Below are 26649 nucleotides of genomic sequence, written 5' to 3'. Positions count from 1 at the left end.
CGTCGCCGGCGTTCCCACTGGCCTCACGTCTCTTTTTCGTCCCCGGCTATTCGTGCGCTCACCCAGGGTTCCACTTCATATCCGAAATCTGGTAGTAGTCCTTTCCCGCTCATCCCCGGCCCCGGCCTGTATCGTCCGTTGCTCGGCTTCGCCCTGAAAATCCGCTACGCGACTGACTACTGTATTCCTTTGGCTCCCTGAACCCTAATTGTGTGAATTCCGCTAAACTGCGACGGCCGATTCTCTGATGTATTAGAGATGCTCTAAGGCGCTCTAATCGCGTTGCCAAACAAAGACGCCCGTTCTGTGGGGGGTGAATCGTACACGTTACCCCCTGAATTCGGCCGCCGTCCCCGTATACCGAGATATGATAGTCAGTATTCATAAGGTATCGTAGATGCCCCGAATTCCACTGCCGTCTGCGTATACCGGGCAATATCTCCGCTCGCGAAGTAGGTATACTGAACCCCCCGAATCCTGACGCCGTCTGCGTATACCGAATTGTATACCGATCGCCCTGAATCATGCCGCCGTCTGCGTATACCAACATTCGAATCGAGTCAACTGGCGGGGTGATTAGTGGTATACCAAGTCCCCGCAATTCTACTGCCGTCTGCGTATACCTAATCGTATACTGATCACCGTATATCACGCCGCCGTCTTGGTATACTCAAAGTGAGGGCGCTCCGGGCACGCTTCTGGATAGTGGTATACTGACCCCTCTAAATTCAACCCCCGTCTGCGTATACCGAATTGTATACCAAACCCCCTGAATTGGCACGCTGTCCCCGTATACTCTAGCCTATGATCGTGATGAAGTATCTAAAATGTGGTAGGTCGGTGGTATGACGCCCGATCTGCTGGTGGTAGCCGTTGTCCAGTACGGGCCAGCTACGATCGTCCGACGCGACTGAGACCTCACCGATAGCGCAGTAGGTGGTTACGTGCCCTCTACTGTAGATTTGATCACGATTCCATTCAAAGGGTGCCTCACTCGGCTTGAGAAGGGAGACTGGTTCGATTTTTGCGAGGGGACTCACTCGGCTCCAAGTTGGAACGCTCCTGTTCGCAGGTGAGACACCGGCAGGTCACCCTCACGTGGCCGGGGCCCAAATCAGTGACTGGGTCAGCCCTGTCAACGACCGACTGAACGGTCCACCGGGGAGCTTACGTCGACCCCAACTGGGTGGCGAGAAGGAGGACGCGAGCGAGTAGGCGGCCCTACGACTCGGCGTCGACGGCTGGCTCGTCGTCGGGACTTGGATCGGCTCGATCCCACACTTCGCCGTCCTCTCGAAGGTCGATGAGCAACGCGCCGGGGAGGTCCTCACTGGTCACGTCTTCGTCCCACTCTGGCTCGTACCGGACGGTCTGTTCGGTCTCGATTTCGTTGTGCTTGAAGAACCCGCTGGCGTTGATCTCGGCATTGTTCCCTTCCCACAACAGCGAGTACACTTTGGGGTGGCTGATCTGCTCGGGGAGTGGCGTGATGGCGATCGTCTTCGTCCGGGAGTAGTAGCCCATCATCACTGCTTCGGCTCCCTCGAGGTACTCCTGGCAGACGACGTTGTTGGGCGCGATCTGGCCGCTTCGTCTGATCGAGACCATCTCACGTCCCGAGAAAACATCGTAGCCTTCCTCACTCAGTTCTGCCGTGAGTTCTTCGACGAGCGCATCGGTGGCCATCGAGTCGGCGGTGTTCTCCTCTACTGGTTCAGTGTCGCTTGGTTCGGCGTCCGTATTCTCGGTCGCGCCCGACTCGGTGTCGGCGGGCGACGGCTCGGTCGAACTGGTCGCTGTACTGTCGGCTGCAGACTCCTCTGCAGTCTCTGTGTCTGCGTCTGCCATGCTACAATTGAGTGTTGGCAAGAGGTGGTATATTCTTTTCCCACGGGGAAGGTATCTGTGAGAAGTGAAAGTAGATATTCTCGAAGGTCTGCAGACTCAGAAGAGATGCCTATGAGGAGCTATTCGAGTTTCTTCCTGAGACTGTTTAGAGTGTGTACGGCTGCCGCCCCAGTGTCGTTGAGTTCTTCGCTGATCTTTTCTACGTTCTCCGAACGGGTGGACGGTGAACCGTCGAGTTTCTCGGAGAGGTTGTTGACCAATGTCCTCACAGCTTCGGTGTTCTCCACGACCCAGACGCCGTCTCCGTAGCCCTCTTTCAGCGTCTCGTAGTCCTCGAGGACGTGGCCTTTCTTCTCGGGACTTGTCTCGACTTCGATGAGCTGGTTCCGATCGGACGGTGACGCTTTGGTGTCTGCTGCGCGGACGTCGAGTTTGTTTGAATCACCACTGTCGGGGTAGAGCGAGACATCGTACCCTCGTTGTTTGTAGACTTCGGCGGCCATCCGCACACCCAGCAGGTGCTTGGGGCTTTCGCCTCCTAACTCTCCTCCTTCATCTGGGGAGAGTGACCGCTCCATGAAGACTTCCGCGGCGGATGTCGGGAAGTAGTACAGCTTCTTCTGGGGCAGCATTACCTTCTCTAAGAGCCCCCAGTCAACGAGGTCATCAGCATGTTCGTTATACTGGATCACCGTCATCGGTTCCCCCAGCGAGTAGGAGTCGTGATTCCCTGTGAGCGCGTCGAAGACCGTGTCGAGGAATGCCTTGTGTCTGAAATTGAGTTCCCCGATATCGATCTCGGTGTCGAATTCTTCGTTGACTTCGTTGGCTTTTGTGGCTACATCTATGCTCGTTTCAGCGGTACTCGAACCACCGCTATCGCCGCCTCCATTCATGTACTCGCTTCCTACCTCTGCCCTGATTAGCTCGTCCTCACGTTTGAGACAGTGGCGGTCGCGACTCTCTTCGCGAACCCTCTCGGACATCGGTGTGACGTTGAATGGGCCTTCGCTGTGTCCTGGTGGGATTGGGAGTGGCTTCAGCGTGAGAATCTCTGGTTTCTGCTTGTGGAAGCCCGTTGAGGGCAGCTGGACGACCCATTCCCCACGACGAAGGCCGGCGATGCGGTCTTTGATTTCGTCGGTGTCTAGGTCCTCGTGGAAGAGGGAGTTGGCAAGCAGGTCGTCGGTCGCGATGTTCCCGATGATCTTGGTGTTGACGTTGTTCAGGATCTCTTGGTAGGCGCGTCTGTTCCCTCGAGGATCTTCACCCAAGACCTGCTCTGGGTACTGCATGATGAGCCCCAGCGAGAGGTTGAACTCGCGGCCTTTCGGGAGGAGTTCGTTGTAGACGATTTCGTTGCGGGCGATGTTCGCACTCTCTTCGATGATCACGTTCGCGATGTAGTCATCATCGTTTGGCGTCCAGATCGACTGGACTGAGGTCCACAAATGCGAGAGGAACAGCACGGTGAAGACTTCGCTACTTTCCCCGCGTAGGTCTCCGGTATCTACGAGGAGGACCTTGTTTGTGTTGAGGATGTTTTTCAGATCCAGCATGGAGACTTCCGACCGCTCGTACCAGTTCTTGTTGTCGTTCCAGTGTTCCTCGGGGACGACGAACGAGAGCATATCCCAGATGAAGTCCCGCTCTTTGAGCTTGCGGATCCGGTTGAGGACGGCGTCGGTGGTGTTCATGAACTGCCGTTCTTCTTTCTCCATGTGGGAGGTGAGGATGCTCCGGACCTGTTCGTCTTCGATTGGTGGGAGTGCTTTCTGAATGTCGTCTTGGCTTGCTTTTTCGACGTCCTCGATCTCTCGTCCATAGTGCTGGAAGTCTTGGGCGGCTTGCAGCAGGTCCCCGATTGCGAAGTAGTCTGAGCCGTGTTCTTCGTCGAAGAGTCCCTTGATGAGATTCGTTAGGATCTCGTTGGCGACGAAGGCCTGATCGACTGTCTCTCGGCCGAGGACGAAGCGCAATAGCTGGAAATAGTGATCGATGATATCTTGGACAGCGGTCTCTCGCTCGCGGCCTGCACCACGGGTGAGCGGGCGGATGTCGAAGAACGGGACGCCGGGGATATGCCCATCTTTTTCGGGGACTTTGACGTACTCGACGTCGTCGAGATCACCGAAGAGTGTGCGGTGACAGCGGAGGTAGTTCCGGCACATTTCCCCACCTTTTGGATCGATGAGGATGGTCGGCCCGTCGAGGCTGTCGTGGGTGGAGAGCATGTCGTTGAGGGTTGCGACGGTCTTCCCACTCCCGGTGGTTGCGGCCCGGATGTAGTGGTGTGTGAGGTCGCCGGCGGAGAGAGAAAGGGCGTCCCGTTTGTTGAGTTCGGTCCACCATTGGTTCACGCTGTCGATGGCGCTGATTTCGCTTTCGTTTTCGGTGTCGTCACGGAGGGCTGTGACTGCGTGGCCGATGGTCATCCCATTCGAGAATTCTTTGAACACCTCTTCGTTGGGGGAGGTGAGCGCCGATTGTGCCTTTGGTTTCCCACCGGTGCCGCCACGGCTGGCTTTCGGGAGTGCGTCGATCGAAGGGACCGTGATGAAACTCGCGAGTTCGTCGATGTTGCAGACGAGGATGGGCTTTCGCCGGGTCACCATCTCCCAGCCATTCGGGTAGGTGATCCCGTGGTTGAGCATCCGCTTGTACTCGTTTTCGTTCTGTTCAAGATACTTCCCTTCGATGGAGTAGAACTGCCCGCTCATCTGATTGAGCGAGTCTTGGAGCGTCTCTGCACAGTGCTGTGATTGGGCAGCTGCGCGAAGCGAGACGTTGTAAGTGTGGCTGGGGTCTTTCAGGTCGATCTGTCCCATACGGCTGTTTCCTGGCCGGTCGCCACCAACTTGCGAGTCCATGATGGAGCCACCGATCTCCTGTGGTGTCTCGCCCCGATGGCGTTCCTGGCGCTCCTCATCAGAGACGCCGATGACCGCGTCGAGGATGCTCCGGATAACCATCCCGCCGGTCGTGTGGACACCTCGCTTGAGGCGACCTTTCTGTCGTTGAGCTTTCGGAGACCAGTCCGAACGGGGCTCGAAGATCACCTGGAAGACGACTGCGCCGTCGGTTTGGATGATGGTTTCGAGGAGGTTTGAGAGTGGCGAGCGGGAGATGTTTTCGGTGTCGAACCGGGTGAGCATCGTCATCCAGTCCTTGCGCCGTTCCTCAACACCTTCGAACCGGACCATGTGTGGGACGTCATCGAAGACGTCCGTGATATCGAACTGCTGGCGGTCGAATTCGAAGTTCTCTGGGTACTGTGAGCGGGTGGTGCTTTCGAGCCGATCGCAGTCGGTGTCGCCACGCTCGCCCGGCCCGAGAAAGAACTTGAACTGGGCCTCACCCTCGGGCTTGTAGATGATGAACTCGAAGTTCGAGACGGGGTTGATGCTGTCGATATGGAGCTCCATATCGAGTGGGAGCTTCCGGCCGGTCCCATACCGATGGAGCCCGTACAGCTCCCGCGTAACCGTCTCCGAGTTCACTTCTTCACGGACAGGTGTGATCTGGATGTACTCTTGGCTGGATTCGATTTCCTCAATGAACTCGGCGGGATCATCGCTGTCTTGATCATCAGGGAAGTCTGGATCGATGTCCTCACTCCTGCCACCCCCGTTGAAATCTCTCGGCAGGGCATCTGTTGGCCTTGCAGTCGCTCTGCCATCGATTACTTCGTCTGGAGTTGTTGGCTCCTCCAGATGCTCATCAGAAAGTGGTTTGTCGAATGGTGTTTCCTCAGGCGTTGGGTGGGAGTCTCGTGGCGACTTGGAGTCGCCCCCTTCGATGAATTCTCTGAGGTGGCCCTCACGCTCTGGAGTATCGTCGTCCGGCCGATCCGCCATACTGCACAGGATGATAGCAACTGTGTTATGCCTTGCGTCGAATTATCGCTATCGATATTGTTCTACAAAAATCAAGAGTAGTAGTTCCGTTTTCAGCCAGAGAGACATTTTGTGACTATGTAGCTATCCTCATCAGGCAGACGCGCTCTCATGTGACACGATCTCCCATTCCTCTGGGGAGATCATCTCTCCATCGAATCCACTTGCTTCGGGGTAAGCCGTCGTAACAAGGACATCCGCGGCATCCTCCAAATAGTCGGTGAGCTGCTGCAGGTGCTCTGAAGCGAGCTGGCTGATGCCATCGATGAGGATGAGTGGGACACGATCGCCAACGTCATAGACTCGGTAACCGGCCAGTGCAACGGCCACGCCGATCAGTTCTACTTCGCCCTCGCTGAGGGCATCGACTGTCGTCTCCCGGCCGTCGCGGGCAATGATGAGGTCAAATTTCTCGACATCTCCGTTTTTGTTGGTTTTGACGTCGAAGCGGGCGCTTTCGAATCCGGGCGCGTAGCGGTCGATGATATCGCTGATTGCAGCATCGAATTCATCCGCAAGAGCGCGCTGTGTCTCGGTCTTTTCTTCGCGAAGCGCTTTAATCTCGTCTGTGAGTTCTGCCTTCGCTTCGCGGAGATTCTCAAGATCGGCTTTTTTCGCCTCGAGATCGTCCAGCTGCTCTTGTTTGGATTCGAGTTTTCGTTCCGCCGTTCGGATTTCGGTTTTCATTTCAGCAAGTTGCTCGTTGTGTTCGTGTTGGGCTTCAGCGACCTTCTGTTCGAGCTCGTCCACTTCTGCTTGAACGGTTTCTTTCTTGCGACGGCGGTCATCGAGCTCTGATTTGGTGTCACTAATCTTCACCTGAAGGCTTCCAATTCTATTCTTAGTTTCCTCGTATTCTCGCTGTTGTTCCTCGGCTTCCCGCTTCCGCTGTTGGTGCTCCTCAACTTCTGTCGTGAGTTGCTGTCTCTGTTCTTTGAGGTCGCTCACTCGCTCGTCGATACGATCGACCCGTGCTTCCATCTCTTCTCTGGGAGTCGTACTCCCACAGACCCAGCACTCTATCTCATCGCCAGAGATGGTCCGCTCGACATCGGTGAGAGCATTGATATCACCGTCGTCAAGAATAGCTTTGTTGGCACGATGGAGTCGTTCAAAGAGATCTATTTTCCCACTGAGGACATCAATCCGCTCTTGTTTCTCCTCAAGCTCGGCCAAGGTTTCGACCTCTTGTGGTTCATCAAGGTCCTCGAGTTTGGCTTGGGCCGCTTCGAGCTTCGATTCGAGATCTTCGATCCGATCTTCTTTGGCCTGAATCGCTTCTTCGTGAGTTTGAAGTGCGCTCCGGCGCTCACTGAGTTCATCACTGAGGTCGTCGGCCCCGTCGTCCTCCTGGGCGGCGTCTTCTAACTCCGCTTTTTTCCCTCGAAGTTCCTCCAACTCGTTCTTAACTTGGGTCACGCTCTCTTGAGCTGACGGAAGGTTTTCAGCGGCCTGTTCGGCCTGTGTGAGGGCTTTTTCGACGTCACGGCGTTCATCTTTGAGGTCGCTGATTTGGCGATCGATCTCTTCGATATTGAGTGGTTCTTGTAGAAATTCCGTGATATCGTCGCCGTTTCGAACGGCTGTTCGAATGGGATTGTCTTCCCCGAGGAACGCAAACAGCCGGGCACACAGCTGATCGTTCTCATCAGTTAGGTATGGAGTTCCACTCAGGCTATTCGCCCCCCGCTCCCGGTTGATAGTAACCTCGTACGTATCCGTGTCAGTACGTAGTGTCACGGAACCAGTGTCGGCACCTTCGGTTAGGGGATGGTCACCGTAGTGGCCGGTGGCTCCCATGACGGTCTGAAGGGCGGCGATAAAACTGGATTTGCCTTGGAAGTTGGACGCTTGGACAACGTTGAGGCCGGGGATAATGGACGTACTGCCCGATCGGATGCCAGCGATATTATTGATATCAAGTTCCCACATTATGGTCGCCACTTCGACATCGAGACATATTAAATGGGGGCCTTCATCAGGGTATGGACAGGGTGAAGCGGTTGTGCAACCGCCGATCGACGATCCGATTAACGACCGTCTGGGTCTAACTGCCCGAGTGTAGTCTGACGGTCATTCGGGGGGTGTTGGTCCGCCTCGGGAGTGTGGCCATCTTGCTTGGGGGGCTCCTCGGGGTAGCGTTGCGATAAGGAACGAGGCGGTCAAAGATTTGAGTGGATTATGCTCTCGTTCGACCGCCTCAGCGGCGATAGCGGTTGCATCGAGTTAGAATTTCTGGAGCGAGAGGCGACACCCGAGCCGGCGATGAAGCTCGGTATCCGACTCCATTTGGCTGGATTATCACTTTCGGATACCGTCTCGATTCTTGAGATGTTGGGTGTCGATCGTCATCGAAGCACCGTGCATCGATGGGTACAGAAGGCCGATTTACAGCCGACAGGTGGTGCTGAGCCGAATCACGTTGCGGTCGATGAGACTGTGATTCAACTCAATGATGAGCGATATTGGCTGTACGCTGCTGTCGATCCCGATACCAACCGCCTGCTTCATGTTCGGCTCTATCCGACGAGAACCACCGCGGTCACCTCGATGTTTCTCTCAGAAGTACGCGAGAAACATCAGGTAGACGATGCAGTCTTTCTCGTCGACGGTGCACCGTGGTTGCAGGCCGCCTGTCACCGACACGGGCTACGATTCCAGCATGTTACACATGGGAATCGGAATGCCGTCGAACGTGTCTTTCGAGAAGTAAAACGACGAACTAACCAATTTTCAAATACGTTCAGCCACGTCGAACCGAGTACCGCTGAAAATTGGTTACAAGCATTTGCCTTCGCATGGAACCAGCTTATCTAGACACCACCCTCCTCGGGGAGGTGTTCTTGACAGATATATCCCTGCGAGAGCGCCTGCCGGAGTGATATCTTCCGTCCACACTCTGGGCACTGTAGAAAGAAGCTCAGGTTGACGGTGACGTCTCCCGCCCCGTGGAGTTGGCCTTTTGTGTCCAAGCTGGAGAGGACTCCGCAGAGATTAGTCTTAGCCCAGTCTGAGATGAAAGCGATCCGGTCACGCTCCCAGTCAGACCGATCTGGGTCGACGTCTTTCGTCGCACCGACGCAGTTTTTTAGATGCCGGTGAAGTGTTGAAGACGACACAAAGTCGGTGGCAACGGCTTCACCGTCGATTCTATCCTGGGCTAGGTCTCTGAGCAATTCGTCCCACTCGCTCCCAGTGTGTTCACCCGAAGAAAGAATCTGGTAATCAGACTCGACCTGGGAATCGATTTGGACTCGGTCTTGACGCAAATAGACGGCTTTCAGCAGTTGTTTGTTGAACCAGTCAGCGAGCGGGCGGAGTCCTGTTTCGGGCGATTGTTGGTCGCCACGCCACCGGGCAACGAGACAGTCATTGATCGTGTCGAACCCGGCGGGGGCGGTAACCTGATAGCGATTAGCCACCTCCCCGACTTTACAACAACTCCTCACAGGCACATACTGCGTCCCCGCGACTAAAAATTTGCATCGTCTTCTTATTCGACCTCTGCCTCGAGGTCTTCGTCAGTGTCTTCATCGATGTCTGCGTGCGATCCAAGATGGTCTTCGCAAACATACCCGCGTTGGCGAGCCTGTCGGATCGGAACACTCGTCGAACACACCGGACAGGTGAGGTCGACTTCCACGAAAACCTCTGCGTCGCTCCCACCAGGGAGGACATCTTTGTTATCCCACGACTTGAGGGTATCTGTGACCTTGTCAGCTGCCTGGTCACGTAGAATCTCGATGTTTCGTCGTTCCCAGTCGGAACCCGAATCTGAATCTGAATCTGAATCAGTCTCCTTCTCTGCGCCAAGGCAGTTGGTTAGGTGGCGGTACATCGTCGCGGTAGAGACAAAATCATCATCGAGTTCGTCAGTGTCGATCCCATCTTGTTCAAGTTCTTCCTCAATCCACACGCGACGGGCCTCATCGTCACCGACAAACGCTTCATACTCCACGGAAAGTCGTGGGGAAGTGTCTTTGCGGTCGTGCTCCAGATAAAATAGCTGCATAATTTTTTGATTGAACCAATCGACGAGCCCTCGAACGGACGTCCCCGGATATTCGTTAATCCCCAGCCATTTTGCGAGTAGTTCTTTATGGATATCCTTATCGAGAGTACCAACGCCAGTCGTTAGATCGTATTTATCAGCCATCCGACCGACTTTACAACAAGGTTTGTAGTCTCCCGGTGTCCCATCTAATAACTCGCCAGAATACCCAGCTGGCCCGCCTCTTCGTGCCACAGGGATTTTGTTAGAGTCATCTGACATCAGTTTAGATTTAGCACCCTGACTGAAAAGTATATCTCCCTGCAAGTGCCACGCTTCGGACGGTGGACGGTGGAACGAGTAGGCTACTCGCCGTCGAAAATGTCGCTGCCGACGTCAGAGAGTTCACTCGCTTCGATGTGAGCATACATTTCGCTGGTTGTTCGTGGATCGTCGTGTCGAAGGGCGCGCTGGGCTGCTGCCGGCGACTCTTCGCGGTAGTACTGTTCGCCAACGCCCCGGCGGGCACCGTGGAGCGTAAGATAGTCTTTGTCGCCACTGACCTCAATCCCAACCGCCTCAGTGAATTTCTGCAAGAGGTGCCGGGCACCTTCTGTCGTGAGCGCTGGTGGGATGAGGTCGTGGGCGCGGTACACTTGGAGTGGTTGGTCGAACGACTCAAGCAGTTCTTCGGCTGCCGCCGCGGTGTGATCTCGCGCGGAGAGTTGGTCGCGAGCACTCGACCACAGCGTGGGGGTGTGAGACGTCGTGAAGATGGGCCACTCATCGGAAGCGGGGTTGAGGACTTCTCGAAGCCGGCGGAGCGGAGGGAGCGGCTTGTCGGTGAGCGGGACCTGCTCATAGTCTTGATCTTTACCAAGGACGAGAAGCGTCCCCTCATCGAGATCGATATCTCCCCATGTGACTCCTGTTCGGCGGCGATCGTCCCCACGTGGGACGCGTAGAATTTCAGCGCCTCGAGCGCCGGAATAGCCGATCGTGTAGATGAGTGCGTGGTCTCGGACTTCGTTCAGTGCGTCGGCTCCACGTTCGTCGATAGCTTCACCAGCACGTTGGCGGACATATCGCGTGATAACCATCCGTTCCTGTGGACTCCAGAACTGCTGCTCGCTCGCTTGGCGGGAGGGCCGATCGGGAAGAGGATCGCGGGCGACGGCTGTCGCGGCCGGGTTCTCGTCCAGGAGTTCCCACGTGCGACAGTACTCGAGGTAGGACGAGACGTAGTCGTAGTAGACGTTAGCAGTTGCAGCTGAAATGCCGGGGGTAGAAGCACCTGAATTGCGCGCACGCACACGCCGGGCGAGATACTCGTCCGTCCACTGAGCGATGGCCTGTCCATCAAGGTCGCCAAACGTTGTGACGCCACGGTTGTTCATTTGCTCGATCCAGTCGCCGACGACACGCTCAAGCTGTCTCGCGTACTTTCCGGATCGTGTTTCGCCGGATCCGGTCACCGCTTTACTGTCGAGGAACGCTTCGAACGGGCGGCCGATCGGGTCGTCGACGGTACAGACGCGGGGGTGTGCATGGTCAGTCATGGATGCGTTGGTGATGGTCGTCCGGTGGGGATAGAGTGGGTCGCGTCGGTCGGGAGTGTTGGAACGGCGTCTAGCTTGGGGACTGCGACGACGTCGGATCGCTGGATCGGCTCCGCGCCCCTATCGATGTGTTGCTCAGAACCCGAGTTCTCGTCGTAACGCCCCCGGTGGGAGAGCATCTGGTGGCTAGGCTCTCGAGGGCTTGGCTGATTTTGGGTCCACCTGACGGGTGAGAGTGGGTAATTGTGCATTGTCGCGTGTGTGATGAGGCGACGGCAGGCTGGCACTTGAATCTACTTGTGATTAGGGATCTAAGCACAAGTGGATTTCCGCAATCGCTCAACGACCTAAATCGACCAGCTCACCCAACAAGAGTGGAGAAAGTGACGAAACAGAGAGGATATAAACTGTATATCGCTATACAAAATTCACATCCCTGGGTTTCACAGTTTCGGAGGATAGCCCAGTTTCAGATCGAATTAACATCACTTCGTGGTTCTTCTCACCGACCAGTCCTGATTTGGATCCTTACCGATCGCATCTACTGGGCGGACGTGCGAAATTGCGTAGATTCTGCCGCTCCTGATTAGGGTTGTCACTCCCAAACGGCGGACTCAGGGGGATCAGCCGGTTAGTCGTGTGGAATCAACGACGAGGCAACGAGCTCAACACACTCACCCGCAGTAATCACAGGTGCGTAGTCCATCTCACCTCCCACACTCGCTTTCAGCAGGAAGTCGGTGAGCCGCCAGATATTGTACAAGAGGACCGCGAAAACGAAGTAGAACAAACGAATGCGGTAGTCTTTCGAGGAGGTCTTCGCGAGAAAATCACCTTTGATCGATTTGTACTCACTCTCGATCTGCCACCGGCGGCTGTAGCGCTGACAGAATGTCTCGGCTTCCTCAGGACCGACTCGTAGATTCGTCGCGAAGACGGCCGTTCCCTCCCCACTCGTCGACGGCACGTACAGGAGCCGCATTGGATGCGATCCAGATTCTACATGGATAGAAGCCGACTCAACAGCCACCTCTTGGTCGTCTCCCTCCATTTGTTCGAGCACATCCCGTTCGGAGCTTGAGACTCGCTTCGGAATGAGGTAGTTCACATCGAGGTTTGAGAGTGTCTGGAACACTTGTATCGAGTCAAACTCTCGATCACACAGCACCGTCTCGATCGGAACTTGTTCTTTCGCTCGTCGAACGAGCCGTCGCACAGTACGATGGATCTGATTCGACGGGTTCTCATCCCACTCGGAACTCTCACGGACCGGCTCAACCGCCAGAACGAGCGGGATGTTCTGCCCGATGATCGAGAGGGTTGCGAATTTGAATGCTCGACCGTCTCTGTCCTTGGTCCCGCTGACCATCGGCATTCCTTCGACCTCTCCGTAATAGGGAATAGTCGTGATATCGATTGCAGCGGTGACCGGCCTTCGAAAGGATGCTTCCGAGGCGATCACGGAGAGCAAGCGATCCGTTGTCTCGTTGAATCCGTTCACGAGTTCTTCGGGATCGAACTGCTTGACGGCGCGGAGGTGGGTATCACCATGGGGGCTGTACTCTTCGCCATGGCGATATTGGAAGCGAGTCGCTCCCTGCGCAGTTCCACAGTGGACCATCCCCATGAACGTCTGTAGCTCAAAGAATTGTGTGTCCTCGTACGAGGCGTTCGACGCCCGACCAGAGTCGAAGTGACCGAAGGCGTGATCACGCGCGAGGCGCGTTGTCTGGATGATCTCCTCCTGTGAGAAGGATTTGTCTTCTACTGGATCTGCGGCTTCTTGCTCATCGTCGACGATCTCTGCCTTAGGCCGCACCTCCGGCGCTGAGATGTCGCGATCGTGGACTTCCTTGATGACGTAGTGGGCGGCTGTGGTGACGAACTCCCGGGTCGCCTCGTCGAACCGGTTACGCCAGGTCCGCGAGAGCACCGATTCGTCGGGGATTTTCTCCAAGTCGAAGACAACTGCGAGTTCGGGATACTGGGCGAGCGAACGGTAGCTTTCGCCAGTGAGTTCGCGGTAGAGTAACAAGCGTACCATCCCCTCGAACGAGTGCGGTGCTGGATGCCACTCTGGGTAGCCGTCATTGAGCGAATCGAACGGCCCCTCCAGAGTTCGAAGAGCCGTGCAGAGGGACTGATCGGCTTTGAGTGCCTCTGTGAGTGTCAACCCGACAAGGTAGGCGTCGGTCAATCGGTGCTCCTGAGAAGTCATGTGAGCTATCCCATCAGCCAGTCACACAAGCGGCGCGATCCCATCCTCTTTGCGCAGGAACCGCTGCTGTTGAATCGGTCAGCACAAACAAGTACTCTGTAAGTCTCGCAGCTACGCTTCGTTCACTCATAGCTAACACCTTCATTGATGATGACTCAATCATCCTGCTCGACGTTGAGGGTGAGAAACTGGTCGGGAGATTCTGGAATCAACTATGCTGAGATAACTCGTGTGAGGACAACCAGCTTCTCAAGAAGAGGCGCGGCGTGAGTGGGAAAACTGGCATCTATAGCCCGTTAAATCGGTTTACAGAGTGCCATCTATCCAAACTGCACCGATTTTCTGATTCCGAATACCAACCGTATGCAATCGAAAAACCCCTCCTAAAGCGATCAGGCAGAGTTTCAGTCTGCAGTTTGGGTGCTAGTGGATGGTGTCACTCCTGGAAGCTCGGGGATGGATAGATCCACCCGGCGGAGCAGTTGCGCGTTGATGGCGACGATTACTGTACTCAACGACATCAGAAGCGCACCCACAGCGGGAGACAGCAGAATCCCGATCGGTGCCAACACGCCTGCTGCGAGCGGAATCGCGAACACGTTGTAGCCGGCGGCCCAGACGATGTTCTCCTGCATCTTCCGGTAGCTCGCCTTACTGAGTTTCACGAGTCGCACTACATCCATCGGGTTGTTCTGCACGAGAATGACATCCGCCGACTGGACGGCGACGTCGGTGCCGCTCCCGATGGCGATCCCGACGTCGGCTCGCGTCAGCGCCGGCGCATCGTTTACACCGTCACCAACCATCCCCACGAGCTTCCCCTGGTCTTGGAGTTCCTGGACTTTCTCGTCTTTGTCTTCGGGGAGGACCTCGGCGAACACCGTGTCGATGCCCAGTTCGTCAGCGACAGCGTTGGCGACGTCCTGGGAGTCGCCAGTCAGCATCGCCACTTCGATTCCCAGATCGTGGAGGGCGTCGACGACGCGGAAACTCTCTTCACGGATTACGTCGGCCATCGCGAACGCGGCGATCAACTCACTGTCACGAACGAGATACACCACCGTTTGAGCGTTCTGTCCCGCCTCGTCAGCGAAGCGCTGGAGATGGGCGGGGATCTCGCTATCGAGCTGGGTCAACAGGTTCGGCCCACCGACGTACACCTCGTTTCCATCGACGTTTGCGCGAACCCCTCGCCCTTTGATCGCCTCGAAGGCGGTCGCGTCGGGAGTAGTTAGGTCTCGCTCGTCGGCGGCCTCGCGAATCGCTCGCGCGATCATGTGTTCGGAGTCACTCTCGACGGCTGCCGCCAGCCCGAGCGCGTCGTCCTCGTCGACGCCGTTGACGGTCGCCATATCCACGACGCCGTGTTCGCCCTCGGTAAGCGTCCCTGTCTTGTCGAAGATGATCGCGTCCAGATTCCGTGCGTCTTCCATCGCGATGCGGTCGCGAACGAGCATCCCGTTGCGAGCGGCGAGCGACGTGTTGATCGCGACGACCAGCGGAATGGCGAGCCCGAGGGCGTGCGGGCAGGCGATGACGAGCACCGTCACGACTCGCTCGATGACGGTCGCGTCGAACGAGACCGCGACGGTCCACGCAATCGCCGTCACGACTGCCGCCCCGAGCGCGACGTAGAACAGCCAGCCTGCCGCCCGGTCGGCCAGTACCTGCGTCTTGGACTTGCTCTGCTGGGCTTCCTCGACGAGACGCATGATGCCCGCCAGCGTCGTCTCCTCGCCCGTCGCGCCAACACGGACGCGGAGACTACCATCGCCGTTGATGGTGCCGCCGATGACCTCGTCGCCAGGCTCCTTCGAGACGGGCTTGGACTCGCCAGTGATCATCGACTCGTTGACGTCCGAATCACCTTCCTCGACGGTGCCGTCAGCAGGGACACTTGCGCCCGGCCGGACGAGCACGAGATCGCCTTCCGAGAGCTCCCTGACGGGAACCTCCTCGGTTTCTCCGTCGTCGGTAATACGCTCGGCGGTGTCTGGCATCAGTTTCGCCAGTTCGTCGACCGCGCTGGAGGCCCGCCGGACCGACCGCATCTCGATCCAGTGGCCCAGCAGCATGATGTCGATCAGCGTGACGAGTTCCCAGAAAAACGCAGACTGCGTCGGGAAGACCACGCTCGCGAGACTGTAGACGAACGCGACGGTGATCGCCATCGAGATCAACGTCATCATCCCCGGCGACCGGTCTTTCAGCTCCGGCACCGCCATCTGGAGGAACGGCATCCCACCGTACGCGAAGACGATGACCGCGAAGACGGGGTTGATCCACTCGCTGCCCGGGAACGCGGGGACGGAGAACCCGAGCCACTCCTGCAGCATTTCGCTGTATAGCAGGACTGGGATCGACAGGAGCGTCGAGACGAAGAAGCGCCGGCGGAACATCTGCTCGTGGCCCTCGTGCATCCCGCCATGCCCCTCACCGTGGCCCTCATGGGAACCGTGGTCGTGTCCTTCGCCCTCGTGTCCAGCGTGCTCGTGCTGCTCGTCGAGCACCGTCTCACTCTCCGCAGCAGGGTGTGCCTCTTCTTCCAGTAGCTCCTGTTCTACCCGCTGCTCGTCCGACTCGGCGTCCGATTCATCCTGCTCGCCGTGTTCGTGCTGGTGACTGCTGTCGTCCTGCTGGTGTTCCCCTCCAGGGGGATTCTCATTTGTATCTTTGTGGTCGTCCATAGCCCATATTCTCTGTAGAGGTGGATCCGCTGGCCCCCTGAATCTTCCCCACTGAAACTGTACAGCAGGACCAGCGTAGCGAAGCTTCAAAGACAACGGTTGGCCGTTGTCTCGGAGTGGTCCGCGCGATTCTCAGGCGTAAGCGGTGTACCCGGCGTCTTCGACGGCCTCCACGAGAGCTGTGACATTTGCCTCACCATCGACGCTCGCCTGTTCGCTCTCCCTGTCGACGGTCACGTCAGTCACGCCGGATACCTCTTCGAGGGCCTCTTCGACCGTCTGCTCACAGTGACCGCACGTCATGCCTTCCACGATGATCGTCGTCGTCATACAGGGATACACACGGCCTCCTCTCTTTAGCGGATTTCCCCTTCGATCATACTGATATCGTGGGGCTCAAACTTTAGATTCAAAGTGATACCTGCGGCCGTAACGAACTAGACATCGGATGCGCCAGGTGTCAATAGCGAGGTGGCTCAAGTATCGTTGTGACGCTCTCTGTACGTCTTCGCCGCTAAAAAGACATAGAGTGCGCCGATAGCCCGAATGCCCAAGCGGAATCGCTCGTTCCATTCTATCGACTCTGGACGCTCGTACAGGAACGCGGTGGCAAATCTCTGATACAGGTCGGGAAATAAGAGGACTATCGCACCGAACACGCCGGTAAGATTCATCAGCAATGCGTATGCTCGCCCGTTAAAGAGTGAAAGCGCAGCTATCAGAACACCCTCCGACCGGACTGCTGGACGTATCCACCCTCTCACTGTTCCCTCGTCTGGATTCGAAATGGCGAGTTTCTCGAAGAGCTCGACGATTTCGTCCGGGAACAGCGCTGAGATAGCGCCGAGGACACCGACGAGTGTTCGAATCATACGATATGGTACGACCGATATGGATATAACTCCCACTGCGACGCTACACTATCGAGAACGAGGGGAGTCCGAACAGTAGCGGCTTCGAACCGGGCACGACGCGCAGAGGCCGCTTGTCGAATGGGCGTCCTGAATCCTTATGGATTCGGGGCATACAGGGCGTAGAGGATAGACAGCATCCCGGCTGCGGTGACGAGTGCTGCGACGAATCCTGCTTCGAAGATCGACACCTGGAGGAGTTCGAAGAGGACGCCTTCAAGGAGGCCGCCAAGCCCGACCAATGCGAAGCCGGCGGCGACGTACAGGAGTAACTGCGTGTGATGTCGTTGGTACCCGCGATAGGCCTGATATGCGATGACCAGTGCTAACGCGGTCGTGAACAGTTTGCCGATGACGAATAGCGTGTGGTCCATGATTCAGTCTCCCCGCATTTCCTCGAAGATGGTCGTAATCCGGTCGGCGGGGTCAGGCTGGATGTCGATGTTGACGTCGAAGCCCTCCGCCTGCAGGAGGATTTCGATGCGTTCGAGGCGCGCCTCATACTCGCTGTAGTGCCGTCCCCCGGGGTCGACGTGCGTATACTCCTCGAGGAGGCCCTGCTCGACGAGGCGGGTGACACGGCGCGAGACGGTCGGGCGTGACATGTCACATTCCTCGCTGAGCTCCTTCGCAGACAGGCGGTCGGTCTTCGTCGCCACGAGGATGTCGCGGGCGTACTCGTCGTCGAGTGTCGCGAAGATTTCCGACGGGTCGGCCTCCTCAGTCACACGTCTCTACTCGCGACAGGAGCGTAATATAGCCCGCCGATTTTCTGACCCAGAACGCCGGCTCGCCGTTATATCGTCTCTGCCTCCGTACTGATAGTTGAAGGTGCAATAACTATGTCCACACTCGACTCCGGCATGAATCAGCTCGAGAGCAGAGTCGGCGGTCTGACCGTCGGCGGGAAAGTTCACAGTCTCAGTGCGTGGTTCGTGCTCGCGCTCCGTCTCATGATGGGCTACGCGTTCGCGTACTCCGGGTTCACGAAGATCACCGGCGAGTTCGCCGCGGGCGGTTACCTCACGAACGTCGCGGCGACGAACGGCAACCCGCTCGCGGGGATGTTCGCGTGGATGGGGAGTACGCCGTGGTTCGTCGAGTTCGCGAACGTGGCCGTCCCGTGGGGCGAGCTGTTCATCGGCCTCGGCCTGCTCGTCGGCGCGTTCGTCCGCCTCGCGGCGTTCTTCGGCGCGCTCATGATGCTCATGTTCTACTTCGGGAACTGGGACATGAGCCACGGGTTCATCAACGGGGACTTCGCGTACATGCTCGTGTTCCTCGCGGTCGCCGCGTTCGCCGCGGGCCGCATCCTGGGCCTCGACCAGTACATCGAGAACTACGACGTCGGTGGCGAGACGCTCGTTGAGCGCTACCCCGCCCTCGAATACATCCTCGGCTAACCACGCCGAACTCTCTTCAGGAGTACAATAATGCAAAATCCAATTCAAGCACGCGGGATTCGTTCTCTGGGACTCATCGTCATCGGAGCACTGACGCTAGCCGTCATCATTGGAATGACTCTGACGCACGCTGCTGTTCCAGATACAGTGATGTGGGACTGGCATGACGGGATGTGGAATGATGGTCACATGGCCGGGTGGGGAATATGGAGCTGGGGGATGATGTTGATCGGTTTGCTGTGGATGGCACTTCTGATCGCCCTTCCCGTCTACATCGTCTACTGGCTGACAACGCGGTCGCCATCGGACGGCCCCACCGAGGATAGCGCACTCGCTGTCCTCCAGGAACGGTACGCTCGCGGCGAAATCGACGACGAGGAGTTCGAACGCCGGCGCGCCCGACTCACGCCTGACGGCGGCCGTTACTGACTGTTCTTCCCCTATTCGTCGACTTCCGTCTTCACGACGGTCGCTGGGCGGGTCGTCAATCGAAGGACGCGGTCGGTCACGCTTCCGAGCAAGGCCCGGTATTCTTCCGGCCGGTGTTTCGTTCCAAGTACAAGTAGATCCATATCTTCGGCATCAGCATACCGTACAATCGTCTCAGCCGGTCGGCCGTGCTCAATTGCTTTGACAACATTGACACCGACCTCCTTCGCTTTATATTGGATGTCTGCGATTGTTTCCGTTCCAAGTTCTTCGAGGCCATGTTCTGGGCCTTCGGCTTCATCAACGTACTCGTCACCGCTGTATGCTGTTACGACGTCCTCATCGACTACATACAGAACATGAAGATCGGCATTATGGGCCTCTGCTAGCGCGATAGCATGGGATTCAGCTTCCTCAGAAGCAACTGTCCCGTCAGTCGAGAGCAAAACCGTATCGTACATTTCTCTTTACTTATTGAGACTAGATTATAAAAGCCAGCGCTCTTGGATAGTGGCGTAGCTGGTAACACTTTTTGTAACTTCACAAAGTTTGGAGATTGTCGTCTCTCACGGTTGAAGAGTGGAGGATTTCTATGACGACCAGCTGATGCTAAGCTATTTCCTGTTATGAGTCGTACTGATTAGCATGGGTACCAGACCAACTGACCTCCGGATGGATATTGGTCGTATTGCTGATGAGTCGGTCGCCCGTGTCACGCCTGACGCCACGGTTGCCGAGATCGCTCACACGATGATCTCCCAATCGCGGTGTGCCAGGTACGTGGTCGTCGAAGAATCCGATCAGATCTCTGGTATCATCACCGATCGAGACCTGATTGCTAACCTGCTCACCGAGGAAAGCGAGTTAAGTGTGCTCACAGCCGAGACGAGTGGAGACGACGTACGAGCTGCTGACGTGATGACGCGTGACCCACTTACTGTGCCAGCAGATGCTGAGATTCCAAAAGTCCTGAGACAAATGAACGAAGCGGGTGCTCGACACGTCCCGGTTGTTGAAGACGGGAGCGTTATCGGGATGATCACTCTGGACGATTTAATTACGCATGTTGCTGGTGAGAGCGCACACGTTTCAGCTCAGATGGATAACGTAGCGGGCATCATCCGAACAGAGTCTACGCACGATTGAAACGCTAATTTGGACTCAAAGTTTTTCGTGTTGCTTGTGCTTCCAGAAATAGAGTCAGTTGAGAGAGATTATCGCATGAGGAGCCGTCTAAGGACGTAGTGGAGGATGCCGCCGTGTTCGATATAGGTCACGGCGGCCGGCGTGCCGACCTGTGCTGTGACCGGGAACTCGACAGTCGACCCGTCCGCGCGCTCGGCGATAACGGTCAGTTCGTCCATCACATCGAGCCCGTCATCGAGGCCGTGGATCGTGAAGATCTCAGACCCATCCAGACCGAGAGATTCCCACGAGTCGCCATCATCGAACTGCAGGGGGAGCACACCCATGCCGACGAGGTTGTCGCGGTAGATGCGCTCGTAACTCTCGGCGATGGTTGCGCGAACACCGAGTAGGTCCGTTCCTTTCGCCGCCCAGTCCCGGCTGGAGCCGGTACCGAACTCTTCGCCTGCCATCACGACGAGCGGGACTCCCTCCTCGCGGTAGCGCTGGCTGGCTTCGAACACGGTCGTCTGCTCGTCGGTTGGGTGGTGGATCGTATAGCCACCCTCGACATCGTCGAGCATCTCGTTCTCGATGCGGACATTGGCGAACGTTCCCCGCATCATCACCTCGTGGTTGCCCCGGCGCGCGCCGTAGGTGTTGAACTCGTGCGGCTCAACGCCGTTATCGAGCAGCCACTGGCCGGCAGGGAGGTCAGATCCGAAGGGGCCAGCAGGGCTGATGTGGTCGGTCGTAACGGTATCGCCGAGTGTCAGCAGGCAGCGTGCATCCTCAATATCGGCGACGCCGGGTTTTTCGAGGGGGAAGTCCTGGAAGAACGGCGGCTCTCGGATGTATGTCGAGTCGTCGTCCCACTCGTAGACGTCACCTGTGGGCGCGTCGAGAGCAGCCCACCGCTCGTCACCCTCGAACACAGAGGCATACTTCTCCTCGAACATCTCAGGAGAGACGTTCTCGTGGATTGCTGCCTGCACGTCCGCTGCGTCGGGCCAGATGTCCGCCAGATACACCGATCCCCCCTCCTCGTCGGTGCCTAGCGGCTCGTTCTCGAGGTCGACGTCCATCCGCCCTGCGAGGCCGTAGGCGACGACGAGCGGCGGGCTCGCGAGGTAGTTCGCGCGGATCTTCGGGTGAATACGCGCCTCGAAGTTCCGATTTCCGGAGAGGACGCTCGTCGTCCAGAGGTCGTGGTCGTCGATCGCTTGCTCGATGGGATCGGGAAGTGGTCCGGCGTTCCCGATACAAGTGGTACAGCCGTAGCCGACGACCGCGTACCCGAGCTCTTCGAGATACGGAAGCAGGCCCGATTCCTCGAGGTACTGCGTGACGACGCGACTGCCGGGTGCGAGACTCGTCTTGACGTACGGCGGGACATCTAAACCTTTCTCGACGGCGTTCTGGGCAAGCAGACCAGCAGCGATCATCACCGACGGGTTCGAAGTGTTCGTACAGCTCGTGATGGCGCTGACGAGGACGTCTCCGTGTCCAATTTCCACTGTCTCACCGTCGAGGTCGACCTCAACGCGTTTGGTTAACGGGTGCAGTTCCGATTCGGGTTCGACCTGAACACCGCCGTCGGTCTCCGCACCAGCTGCATCACCTTCGCCGAGCCACCGCTGTAGGGCGTCTTCGTCGACATCATCGAGGTCGTCTTCGAACTCCCCGTGGAGAAGTCCCCGGAAGCTCTGTTTCACGTCCCCCATCGGAATCCGGTCCTGTGGCCGCTTATGTCCGGCGAGACTCGGCTCAACAGTCGAAAGATCGAACTCGACCACCTCGGTGTATTCCGGTTCCTGTTCTCCGAATAGCCCTTGCGCTTCGAGGTACTCGCGAACAAGGTCGATGTGGGCGGGGTCACGCCCGGTGAGTTCGAGATACTCGAGCGTCTGCTCGTCGACCGGGAACATACTGATCGTCGAGCCCTGTTCGGGCGCCATATTGGCGATCGTGGCCCGGTCGGGGACTGTGAGATTCTCCACACCAGGACCGAAGAATTCGACGAACCGGTCGACGACGCCGACCTCGCGGAGCCGTTCGGTGATGTGGAGCACGAGATCCGTCGCCGTCGCGCCCTCGGGTAATTCGCCTTCGAGGCGGACGCCGACGACCTCGGGAAGTTTCATCGTGACCGGCTGACCGAGCATTGCCGCTTCCGCTTCAATGCCGCCGACGCCCCAGCCGACCACACCGATGCCACCGATCATTGGGGTGTGGCTGTCCGTGCCGACGAGTGTGTCCGGCAGGAGCCATTTCTCACCGTCTCGCTCGCGGGCGTGGACGACCCGGCCCAGATGCTCGAGATTCACCTGGTGGACGATGCCGGTCCCCGGCGGGACGACGTTGAAGTTCTCGAAGGCGTTCTGCGCCCACTTGATCGCGCGATACCGTTCGGCGTTGCGCTCGTACTCCAGTTCGACGTTCTTCTCGTAGGCGTCCTCGGAGTCGAAGTAGTCGACTTGGACGCTGTGGTCGATTACGAGATCAATAGGGATCTCTGGTTCGACCAGGGTCGGGTCCCGATCTTTGCGGTCGACTTCGGATCGAAGGGCCGCCAGGTCGACAACTGCGGGCACGCCAGTGAGATCCTGTAGGACGACTCGTGATGGAGAGAACGGAACCTCTGCGTCCGGTACGTCTGGCTTCCAGCCAGCAGCATTCTTGACATCCGCTGCAGTAACAGTTTCGCCGTCGGCGTTCCGGAGCACCGACTCAAGCAGAATACGGATGCTCACAGGGAGCGTGTCGAGGTCACAGAGCCCCTGCTCTTCGAGTGCTCGAAGATCGGCCATCTTGTACGTCGTCCCGTCGACGTCGAGCTCGCGGACGGCATCGAACGGAAGTGTATCAGTCATAGTATCTACACCTGGGATTGGCAGTCGTATCAATCCCTCTCCGAATCCGATTCGACGAGAATCGGGATTTGTTACGCAGAGGCATCGTATCCAGCGTCTTCGACCACAGTCACAAGCTCATCCCGTTCAGCGGACCCCTCGACCGTCGCGGATTCTGAGTCACGATCCGCAGTAGCAGACGTAACCCCCTCAACTTCTTCGAGTGCCTCTTCGACGGTCTGCTCGCAATGTTCACAGGTCATTCCTTCGACGGTGATTGTCTGAGTCATATCCATTCGTAGATAGGGGCGAGTATTCTATGTGGTTTTCTGCTTAGAATCCAATGTTGTCGCAGCCCTGGATCACCGATTTCGAAGGTGTGTTGTGGGCAACAATAATGTATCCTGCGAGACGAAGCGGTCGTATGCGCAATTTGGATGAAACCGACTTAGAAATCCTCTCGTTACTCGCTGATGACGCCCGCCGCCCGTTCAGCGATATTGGCGAGGAGGTCGACTTGTCGGGGCCAGCCGTGTCTGACCGGGTAAAGCGATTACAGGAAGCTGGCATCATTAACAACTTCACGATTGACGTCAACCGGGCTCATCTCCGAGCTGGTGTACCGGTATTTATTCAGGCCGAAATCGGCTCAGCGTCGTTGGAGGCCGCCCGCGAGCGGGCTCGAGAGTCAGATGGCGTTGAACACGTCTTCACGACCTCCGAAGGAGATCTTTGGTTCTATGCCCGTGTTGAAGCCCAGAACGTACGTCAGTGGGTAGATGGACTCTTTAACGAGATCGATGTAGCAGATTACACCGTCACGCTAATTGACGAGCTTGAATGGACGCCGTCCGTTGATGGCGTCGAATTTGCACTCACCTGTGCTGAATGTAACAATACCGTTGATAATCAAGGTGAAACGACGAGAATCGACGGAGAGATCTATCACTTCTGTTGTCCGTCCTGTCTCACACGGTTCGACGATCGGTATCAGCGACTCGAAGAGGGAGCGTAACGCTGTCTTTGGAATCCAAATTTTCCTGCAGTCGAAACCCCGCCTCTCGAAGCAGTAAATCGCCTAAACCTAGACCCCGTATAGTAGAACAAGCATGACAAGCCAAACAATCCATCTTGATATCACGGGAATGTCCTGCGCCAACTGTTCGGCGACGATCCAGGACACTCTCGAATCGCTCGACGGGGTATCGGAGGCGGATGCGAACTTCGCCACCGACGAGGGTTCCGTCACCTACGACCCTGAAGAGGTATCGCTCAAAGAAATCTACGACGCGATCGACGAGGCCGGGTACGGCGCAGTCTCTGAGACGGTAACGATTGCCATCTCCGATATGACCTGTGCCAACTGCGCCGAGACCAACCAAACCGCTCTTGAAAATATTCCGGGCGTCGTTAATGCGGAGGTCAATTACGCAACCGACGAAGCACAGGTCACCTACAATCCTGCGGAAGTATCTATTGGTGCGCTGTACGATGCTATCGAGGAGGCTGGCTACTCGCCCGTCCGCGAAGATGGTGCCGACGAAGAGTCGGGCCAGGACGCACGAGATGCCGCCCGTCAAGCCGAAACTCGGAAACAACTCAGGTTGACCCTCTTTGGGGCAGTGTTATCGGCACCGTTGCTCTTCTTCCTCATCGACAATTATCTGCTCGGTGGCGCGATCGTCCCTGAAGCCGTCTTCGGTGTGGAACTTGGCTGGGTTGAGTTCCTCCTCGCCACGCCGGTACAGGCGATCCTCGGCTGGCCGTTCTATAAGAACTCGTACAAGGCGATCGTGAAGAACGGCCGCGCCAATATGGACGTGCTGATTGCGATCGGTTCAACAACGGCCTATCTATACTCTGTGGCAGTCCTTGCTGAACTCATTGCAGGTGGACTTTATTTCGACACGGCAGCCCTCATCCTCGTGTTCATCACGTTGGGTAACTATCTCGAAGCTCGGTCGAAGGGCCAAGCGGGTGAGGCCCTCCGAAAGCTCCTCGAAATGGAAGCCGAAACGGCGACCATTGTCCGCGAGGACGGCAGTGAAGAAGAAGTTCCGCTTGAAGAGGTCACAACTGGTGACCGGATGAAAATTCGTCCAGGTGAGAAGATTCCCACAGACGGTGTCGTTGTCGACGGTCAGTCTGCCGTCGACGAGTCAATGGTCACTGGCGAATCTGTGCCTGTCGAGAAAGAGGAGGGCGATGAGGTCGTCGGCTCGACGATTAACGAGAACGGCGTCCTTGTCGTGGAGGCGACGAAGGTTGGAGAAGACACGGCCCTCCAACAGATCGTCCAGACAGTCAAGGAGGCCCAGTCGCGCCAGCCCGACATCCAGAATCTCGCCGACCGCATCTCCGCGTACTTCGTGCCTGCGGTCATCGCGAACGCCCTTCTCTGGGGTGTCGTCTGGTTCCTGTTCCCCGAGGCTCTCGCTGGCTTCGTCGACTGGCTCCCGCTGTGGGGTCAGGTTGCTGGCGGCCCGGCCCCGGTCGGTGGGACCGTTTCAGTCTTCGAGTTCGCGATAATTGTCTTCGCGTCCTCGATCCTCATCGCCTGTCCCTGTGCGCTGGGGCTGGCGACGCCCGCAGCGACGATGGTCGGGACGACGATTGGTGCCCAGAACGGCGTCCTGTTCAAGGGCGGTGACATCCTCGAACGAGCGAAAGACGTCGATACAGTCGTCTTCGACAAGACGGGCACACTCACCGAAGGGGAAATGGAACTCACCGACGTGGTCGTCTTTGATAGCGATGGAAATGTGGTGACTGACGGTGGCGAGCCGACCCCAGATGGTGGACAGCTCAGCACCCGTGAGCGCCTCTCAGAGGATGATGTGCTTCGACTGGCGGCGATAGCTGAAAGCGGCAGCGAACACCCGCTCGCCCGTGCAATCGTCGAAGGGGCCGAAGAACGCGGCCTGGACGTGACTGAGCCTGACGACTTCGAGAACGTTCCGGGCCACGGGATCAAAGCAGTCATTGGTGACAGCGAGGTGCTGGTCGGCAACCGCAAGCTGCTGCGGGACAACGGGATCGACCCCTCTCCCGCTGAGGAGACGATGGAACGCCTCGAGAACGAGGGGAAGACGGCGATGCTGGTCGCCTACGAGGGGGAGCTCGTGGGTGTGGTCGCCGACGCCGACACAGTGAAGGAAAGCTCCAAGCAGGCTGTCACAGCACTCCAGGAGCGGGGAGTTGACGTGATGATGATTACGGGCGACAACGAGCGAACTGCCCGTGCGGTCGCTAAACAGGTGGGTATCGACCCGAAGAACGTCCGCGCAGGAGTCCTTCCTGAGGACAAGTCCAACGCGGTCGACAGTATTCAAGACGAGGGCCGGCAGGCGATGATGGTCGGTGACGGCGTCAACGACGCTCCGGCACTCGCGGTCGCACACGTCGGGACAGCAATCGGCTCCGGCACCGACGTCGCCATCGAAGCTGCAGACGTCACGCTGATGCGAGACGACCCGCTCGACGTGGTAAAGGCGATCCGAATCTCAGACGCGACACTCCAGAAGATCAAACAGAACCTCGTGTGGGCGCTCGGTTACAACACGGCGATGATTCCGTTAGCGTCGCTCGGCCTCCTCCAGCCCGTGCTCGCTGCAGCAGCAATGGCGTTCTCGTCGGTGTCGGTGCTGACGAACAGTCTCCTGTTCCGGCGGTACACCCCCGATCACGACTACAAGCTCTTCGGATTTCTTCGCTAACCGTCACCTCTAGA

21 protein-coding genes are annotated in these 26649 nt (G+C 57.4%); 6 read left to right on the top strand and 15 right to left on the bottom strand.

Annotation, left to right across the window (positions count from 1 at the left end):
- Window positions 1–1221: 1221 nt before the first annotated feature.
- The 3 genes from NO878_RS13200 to NO878_RS13190 form a co-directional block, all read right to left on the bottom strand.
- Window positions 1222–1848: a hypothetical protein gene (locus tag NO878_RS13200; RefSeq protein ID WP_256406445.1), complete on the bottom strand. Its 627-nt coding sequence runs from the start codon at window positions 1846–1848 to the stop codon at window positions 1222–1224.
- 119 nt (window positions 1849–1967) lie between these two features.
- On the bottom strand, window positions 1968–5705 hold the full coding sequence (locus NO878_RS13195; protein ID WP_256406444.1) for an ATP-binding protein: 3738 nt from the start codon (window positions 5703–5705) through the stop codon (window positions 1968–1970).
- A 132-nt stretch (window positions 5706–5837) separates the two neighbouring features.
- Window positions 5838–7676: an archaea-specific SMC-related protein gene (locus tag NO878_RS13190; protein WP_256406443.1), complete on the bottom strand. Its 1839-nt coding sequence runs from the start codon at window positions 7674–7676 to the stop codon at window positions 5838–5840.
- Window positions 7677–7925: 249 nt separating this feature from the next.
- Here NO878_RS13190 and NO878_RS13185 point away from each other — a divergent pair, with 249 nt between their 5' ends.
- The gene (locus NO878_RS13185) at window positions 7926–8561 is read left to right on the top strand and encodes an IS6 family transposase (protein ID WP_256406442.1); all 636 of its coding nucleotides are present in this window, start codon (window positions 7926–7928) and stop codon (window positions 8559–8561) included.
- On the opposite strand, the gene rdfA (NO878_RS13180) is transcribed toward NO878_RS13185, so the two are convergent.
- From rdfA (NO878_RS13180) to NO878_RS13140, 9 genes are all read right to left on the bottom strand, one after another.
- Window positions 8558–9193: a rod-determining factor RdfA gene (rdfA, locus tag NO878_RS13180; protein ID WP_256406441.1), complete on the bottom strand. Its 636-nt coding sequence runs from the start codon at window positions 9191–9193 to the stop codon at window positions 8558–8560. The two genes, NO878_RS13185 and rdfA (NO878_RS13180), sit on opposite strands and share 4 nt — an antisense overlap.
- Window positions 9194–9237: 44 nt before the next feature.
- Entirely contained in the window at window positions 9238–10017 is a 780-nt protein-coding gene (gene rdfA / locus NO878_RS13175; protein WP_256406440.1) for a rod-determining factor RdfA, read from the bottom strand.
- A gap of 83 nt (window positions 10018–10100) precedes the next feature.
- Window positions 10101–11294: a tyrosine-type recombinase/integrase gene (locus NO878_RS13170; RefSeq protein WP_256406439.1), complete on the bottom strand. Its 1194-nt coding sequence runs from the start codon at window positions 11292–11294 to the stop codon at window positions 10101–10103.
- Between the two features lie 631 nt (window positions 11295–11925).
- On the bottom strand, window positions 11926–13512 hold the full coding sequence (locus NO878_RS13165; protein WP_095638025.1) for a transposase: 1587 nt from the start codon (window positions 13510–13512) through the stop codon (window positions 11926–11928).
- Between the two features lie 404 nt (window positions 13513–13916).
- A complete protein-coding gene (locus NO878_RS13160; protein ID WP_095638026.1) occupies window positions 13917–16199 on the bottom strand; it encodes a copper-translocating P-type ATPase in 2283 nt (760 codons plus the stop codon).
- A 132-nt stretch (window positions 16200–16331) separates the two neighbouring features.
- Entirely contained in the window at window positions 16332–16529 is a 198-nt protein-coding gene (locus NO878_RS13155; protein ID WP_004594582.1) for a heavy-metal-associated domain-containing protein, read from the bottom strand.
- A gap of 146 nt (window positions 16530–16675) precedes the next feature.
- Entirely contained in the window at window positions 16676–17071 is a 396-nt protein-coding gene (locus NO878_RS13150) for a hypothetical protein (protein WP_004594583.1), read from the bottom strand.
- Window positions 17072–17208: 137 nt separating this feature from the next.
- On the bottom strand, window positions 17209–17484 hold the full coding sequence (locus tag NO878_RS13145; protein WP_004594584.1) for a DUF7521 family protein: 276 nt from the start codon (window positions 17482–17484) through the stop codon (window positions 17209–17211).
- A 3-nt stretch (window positions 17485–17487) separates the two neighbouring features.
- On the bottom strand, window positions 17488–17838 hold the full coding sequence (locus tag NO878_RS13140) for an ArsR/SmtB family transcription factor (RefSeq protein ID WP_092817278.1): 351 nt from the start codon (window positions 17836–17838) through the stop codon (window positions 17488–17490).
- 114 nt (window positions 17839–17952) lie between these two features.
- Here NO878_RS13140 and NO878_RS13135 point away from each other — a divergent pair, with 114 nt between their 5' ends.
- Window positions 17953–18513, top strand: a complete 561-nt coding sequence (locus tag NO878_RS13135) for a DoxX family protein (protein ID WP_092817279.1) — start codon at window positions 17953–17955, stop codon at window positions 18511–18513.
- Between the two features lie 219 nt (window positions 18514–18732).
- Entirely contained in the window at window positions 18733–18942 is a 210-nt protein-coding gene (locus NO878_RS13130; protein ID WP_236039625.1) for an SHOCT domain-containing protein, read from the top strand.
- Window positions 18943–18953: 11 nt separating this feature from the next.
- Here the strand turns inward: NO878_RS13130 and NO878_RS13125 are convergent, their stop codons facing one another.
- Window positions 18954–19403 (bottom strand): universal stress protein, encoded by a 450-nt coding sequence (locus tag NO878_RS13125; protein ID WP_092817280.1) that lies wholly within the window; start codon window positions 19401–19403, stop codon window positions 18954–18956.
- 184 nt (window positions 19404–19587) lie between these two features.
- On the opposite strand from NO878_RS13125, the gene NO878_RS13120 reads away from it, so the two are divergent.
- Window positions 19588–20088, top strand: coding sequence for a CBS domain-containing protein (locus NO878_RS13120; RefSeq protein ID WP_004594590.1), 501 nt, complete (start codon window positions 19588–19590; stop codon window positions 20086–20088).
- 68 nt (window positions 20089–20156) lie between these two features.
- Here NO878_RS13120 and acnA read toward each other — a convergent pair whose 3' ends face one another.
- Window positions 20157–22940: an aconitate hydratase AcnA gene (gene acnA / locus NO878_RS13115; RefSeq protein ID WP_050050398.1), complete on the bottom strand. Its 2784-nt coding sequence runs from the start codon at window positions 22938–22940 to the stop codon at window positions 20157–20159.
- Between the two features lie 71 nt (window positions 22941–23011).
- Entirely contained in the window at window positions 23012–23209 is a 198-nt protein-coding gene (locus NO878_RS13110; RefSeq protein ID WP_049938510.1) for a heavy-metal-associated domain-containing protein, read from the bottom strand.
- 134 nt (window positions 23210–23343) lie between these two features.
- Between NO878_RS13110 and NO878_RS13105 the strand changes: the two genes are divergently transcribed.
- Window positions 23344–23934 carry an AsnC family transcriptional regulator gene (locus tag NO878_RS13105; RefSeq protein ID WP_049986206.1) on the top strand — a complete coding sequence of 197 codons (591 nt, stop codon included), beginning with the start codon at window positions 23344–23346 and terminating at the stop codon, window positions 23932–23934.
- A 94-nt stretch (window positions 23935–24028) separates the two neighbouring features.
- Window positions 24029–26635, top strand: a complete 2607-nt coding sequence (locus tag NO878_RS13100; RefSeq protein ID WP_004594598.1) for a heavy metal translocating P-type ATPase — start codon at window positions 24029–24031, stop codon at window positions 26633–26635.
- Window positions 26636–26649 lie beyond the last annotated feature (14 nt).

It is taken from the genome of Haloplanus ruber (assembly GCF_024494725.1).
Taxonomy (GTDB): domain Archaea; phylum Halobacteriota; class Halobacteria; order Halobacteriales; family Haloferacaceae; genus Haloplanus; species Haloplanus ruber.
Note: the sequence above shows the minus strand (reverse complement) of the source record. Positions and strands in the feature narration are given on the sequence as shown.

Bases quoted from the DNA above. Each gene is read 5' to 3' on its own strand.
- NO878_RS13125 (WP_092817280.1), bottom strand. From the start codon at position 19,403: ATGTACGATACGGTTTTGCTCTCGACTGACGGGACAGTTGCTTCTGAG.
- NO878_RS13170 (WP_256406439.1), bottom strand. From the start codon at position 11,294: ATGACTGACCATGCACACCCCCGCGTCTGTACCGTCGACGACCCGATC.
- NO878_RS13200 (WP_256406445.1), bottom strand. From the start codon at position 1,848: ATGGCAGACGCAGACACAGAGACTGCAGAGGAGTCTGCAGCCGACAGT.
- NO878_RS13185 (WP_256406442.1), top strand. From the start codon at position 7,926: ATGCTCTCGTTCGACCGCCTCAGCGGCGATAGCGGTTGCATCGAGTTA.
- NO878_RS13145 (WP_004594584.1), bottom strand. From the start codon at position 17,484: ATGGACCACACGCTATTCGTCATCGGCAAACTGTTCACGACCGCGTTA.
- rdfA (WP_256406440.1), bottom strand. From the start codon at position 10,017: ATGTCAGATGACTCTAACAAAATCCCTGTGGCACGAAGAGGCGGGCCA.
- NO878_RS13135 (WP_092817279.1), top strand. From the start codon at position 17,953: ATGTCCACACTCGACTCCGGCATGAATCAGCTCGAGAGCAGAGTCGGC.
- NO878_RS13130 (WP_236039625.1), top strand. From the start codon at position 18,733: ATGATGTTGATCGGTTTGCTGTGGATGGCACTTCTGATCGCCCTTCCC.
- NO878_RS13100 (WP_004594598.1), top strand. From the start codon at position 24,029: ATGACAAGCCAAACAATCCATCTTGATATCACGGGAATGTCCTGCGCC.
- NO878_RS13105 (WP_049986206.1), top strand. From the start codon at position 23,344: ATGCGCAATTTGGATGAAACCGACTTAGAAATCCTCTCGTTACTCGCT.
- NO878_RS13165 (WP_095638025.1), bottom strand. From the start codon at position 13,512: ATGACTTCTCAGGAGCACCGATTGACCGACGCCTACCTTGTCGGGTTG.
- NO878_RS13155 (WP_004594582.1), bottom strand. From the start codon at position 16,529: ATGACGACGACGATCATCGTGGAAGGCATGACGTGCGGTCACTGTGAG.
- NO878_RS13195 (WP_256406444.1), bottom strand. From the start codon at position 5,705: ATGGCGGATCGGCCGGACGACGATACTCCAGAGCGTGAGGGCCACCTC.
- NO878_RS13110 (WP_049938510.1), bottom strand. From the start codon at position 23,209: ATGACTCAGACAATCACCGTCGAAGGAATGACCTGTGAACATTGCGAG.
- acnA (WP_050050398.1), bottom strand. From the start codon at position 22,940: ATGACTGATACACTTCCGTTCGATGCCGTCCGCGAGCTCGACGTCGAC.
- NO878_RS13150 (WP_004594583.1), bottom strand. From the start codon at position 17,071: ATGATTCGAACACTCGTCGGTGTCCTCGGCGCTATCTCAGCGCTGTTC.
- NO878_RS13120 (WP_004594590.1), top strand. From the start codon at position 19,588: ATGGGTACCAGACCAACTGACCTCCGGATGGATATTGGTCGTATTGCT.
- NO878_RS13160 (WP_095638026.1), bottom strand. From the start codon at position 16,199: ATGGACGACCACAAAGATACAAATGAGAATCCCCCTGGAGGGGAACAC.
- NO878_RS13190 (WP_256406443.1), bottom strand. From the start codon at position 7,676: ATGTGGGAACTTGATATCAATAATATCGCTGGCATCCGATCGGGCAGT.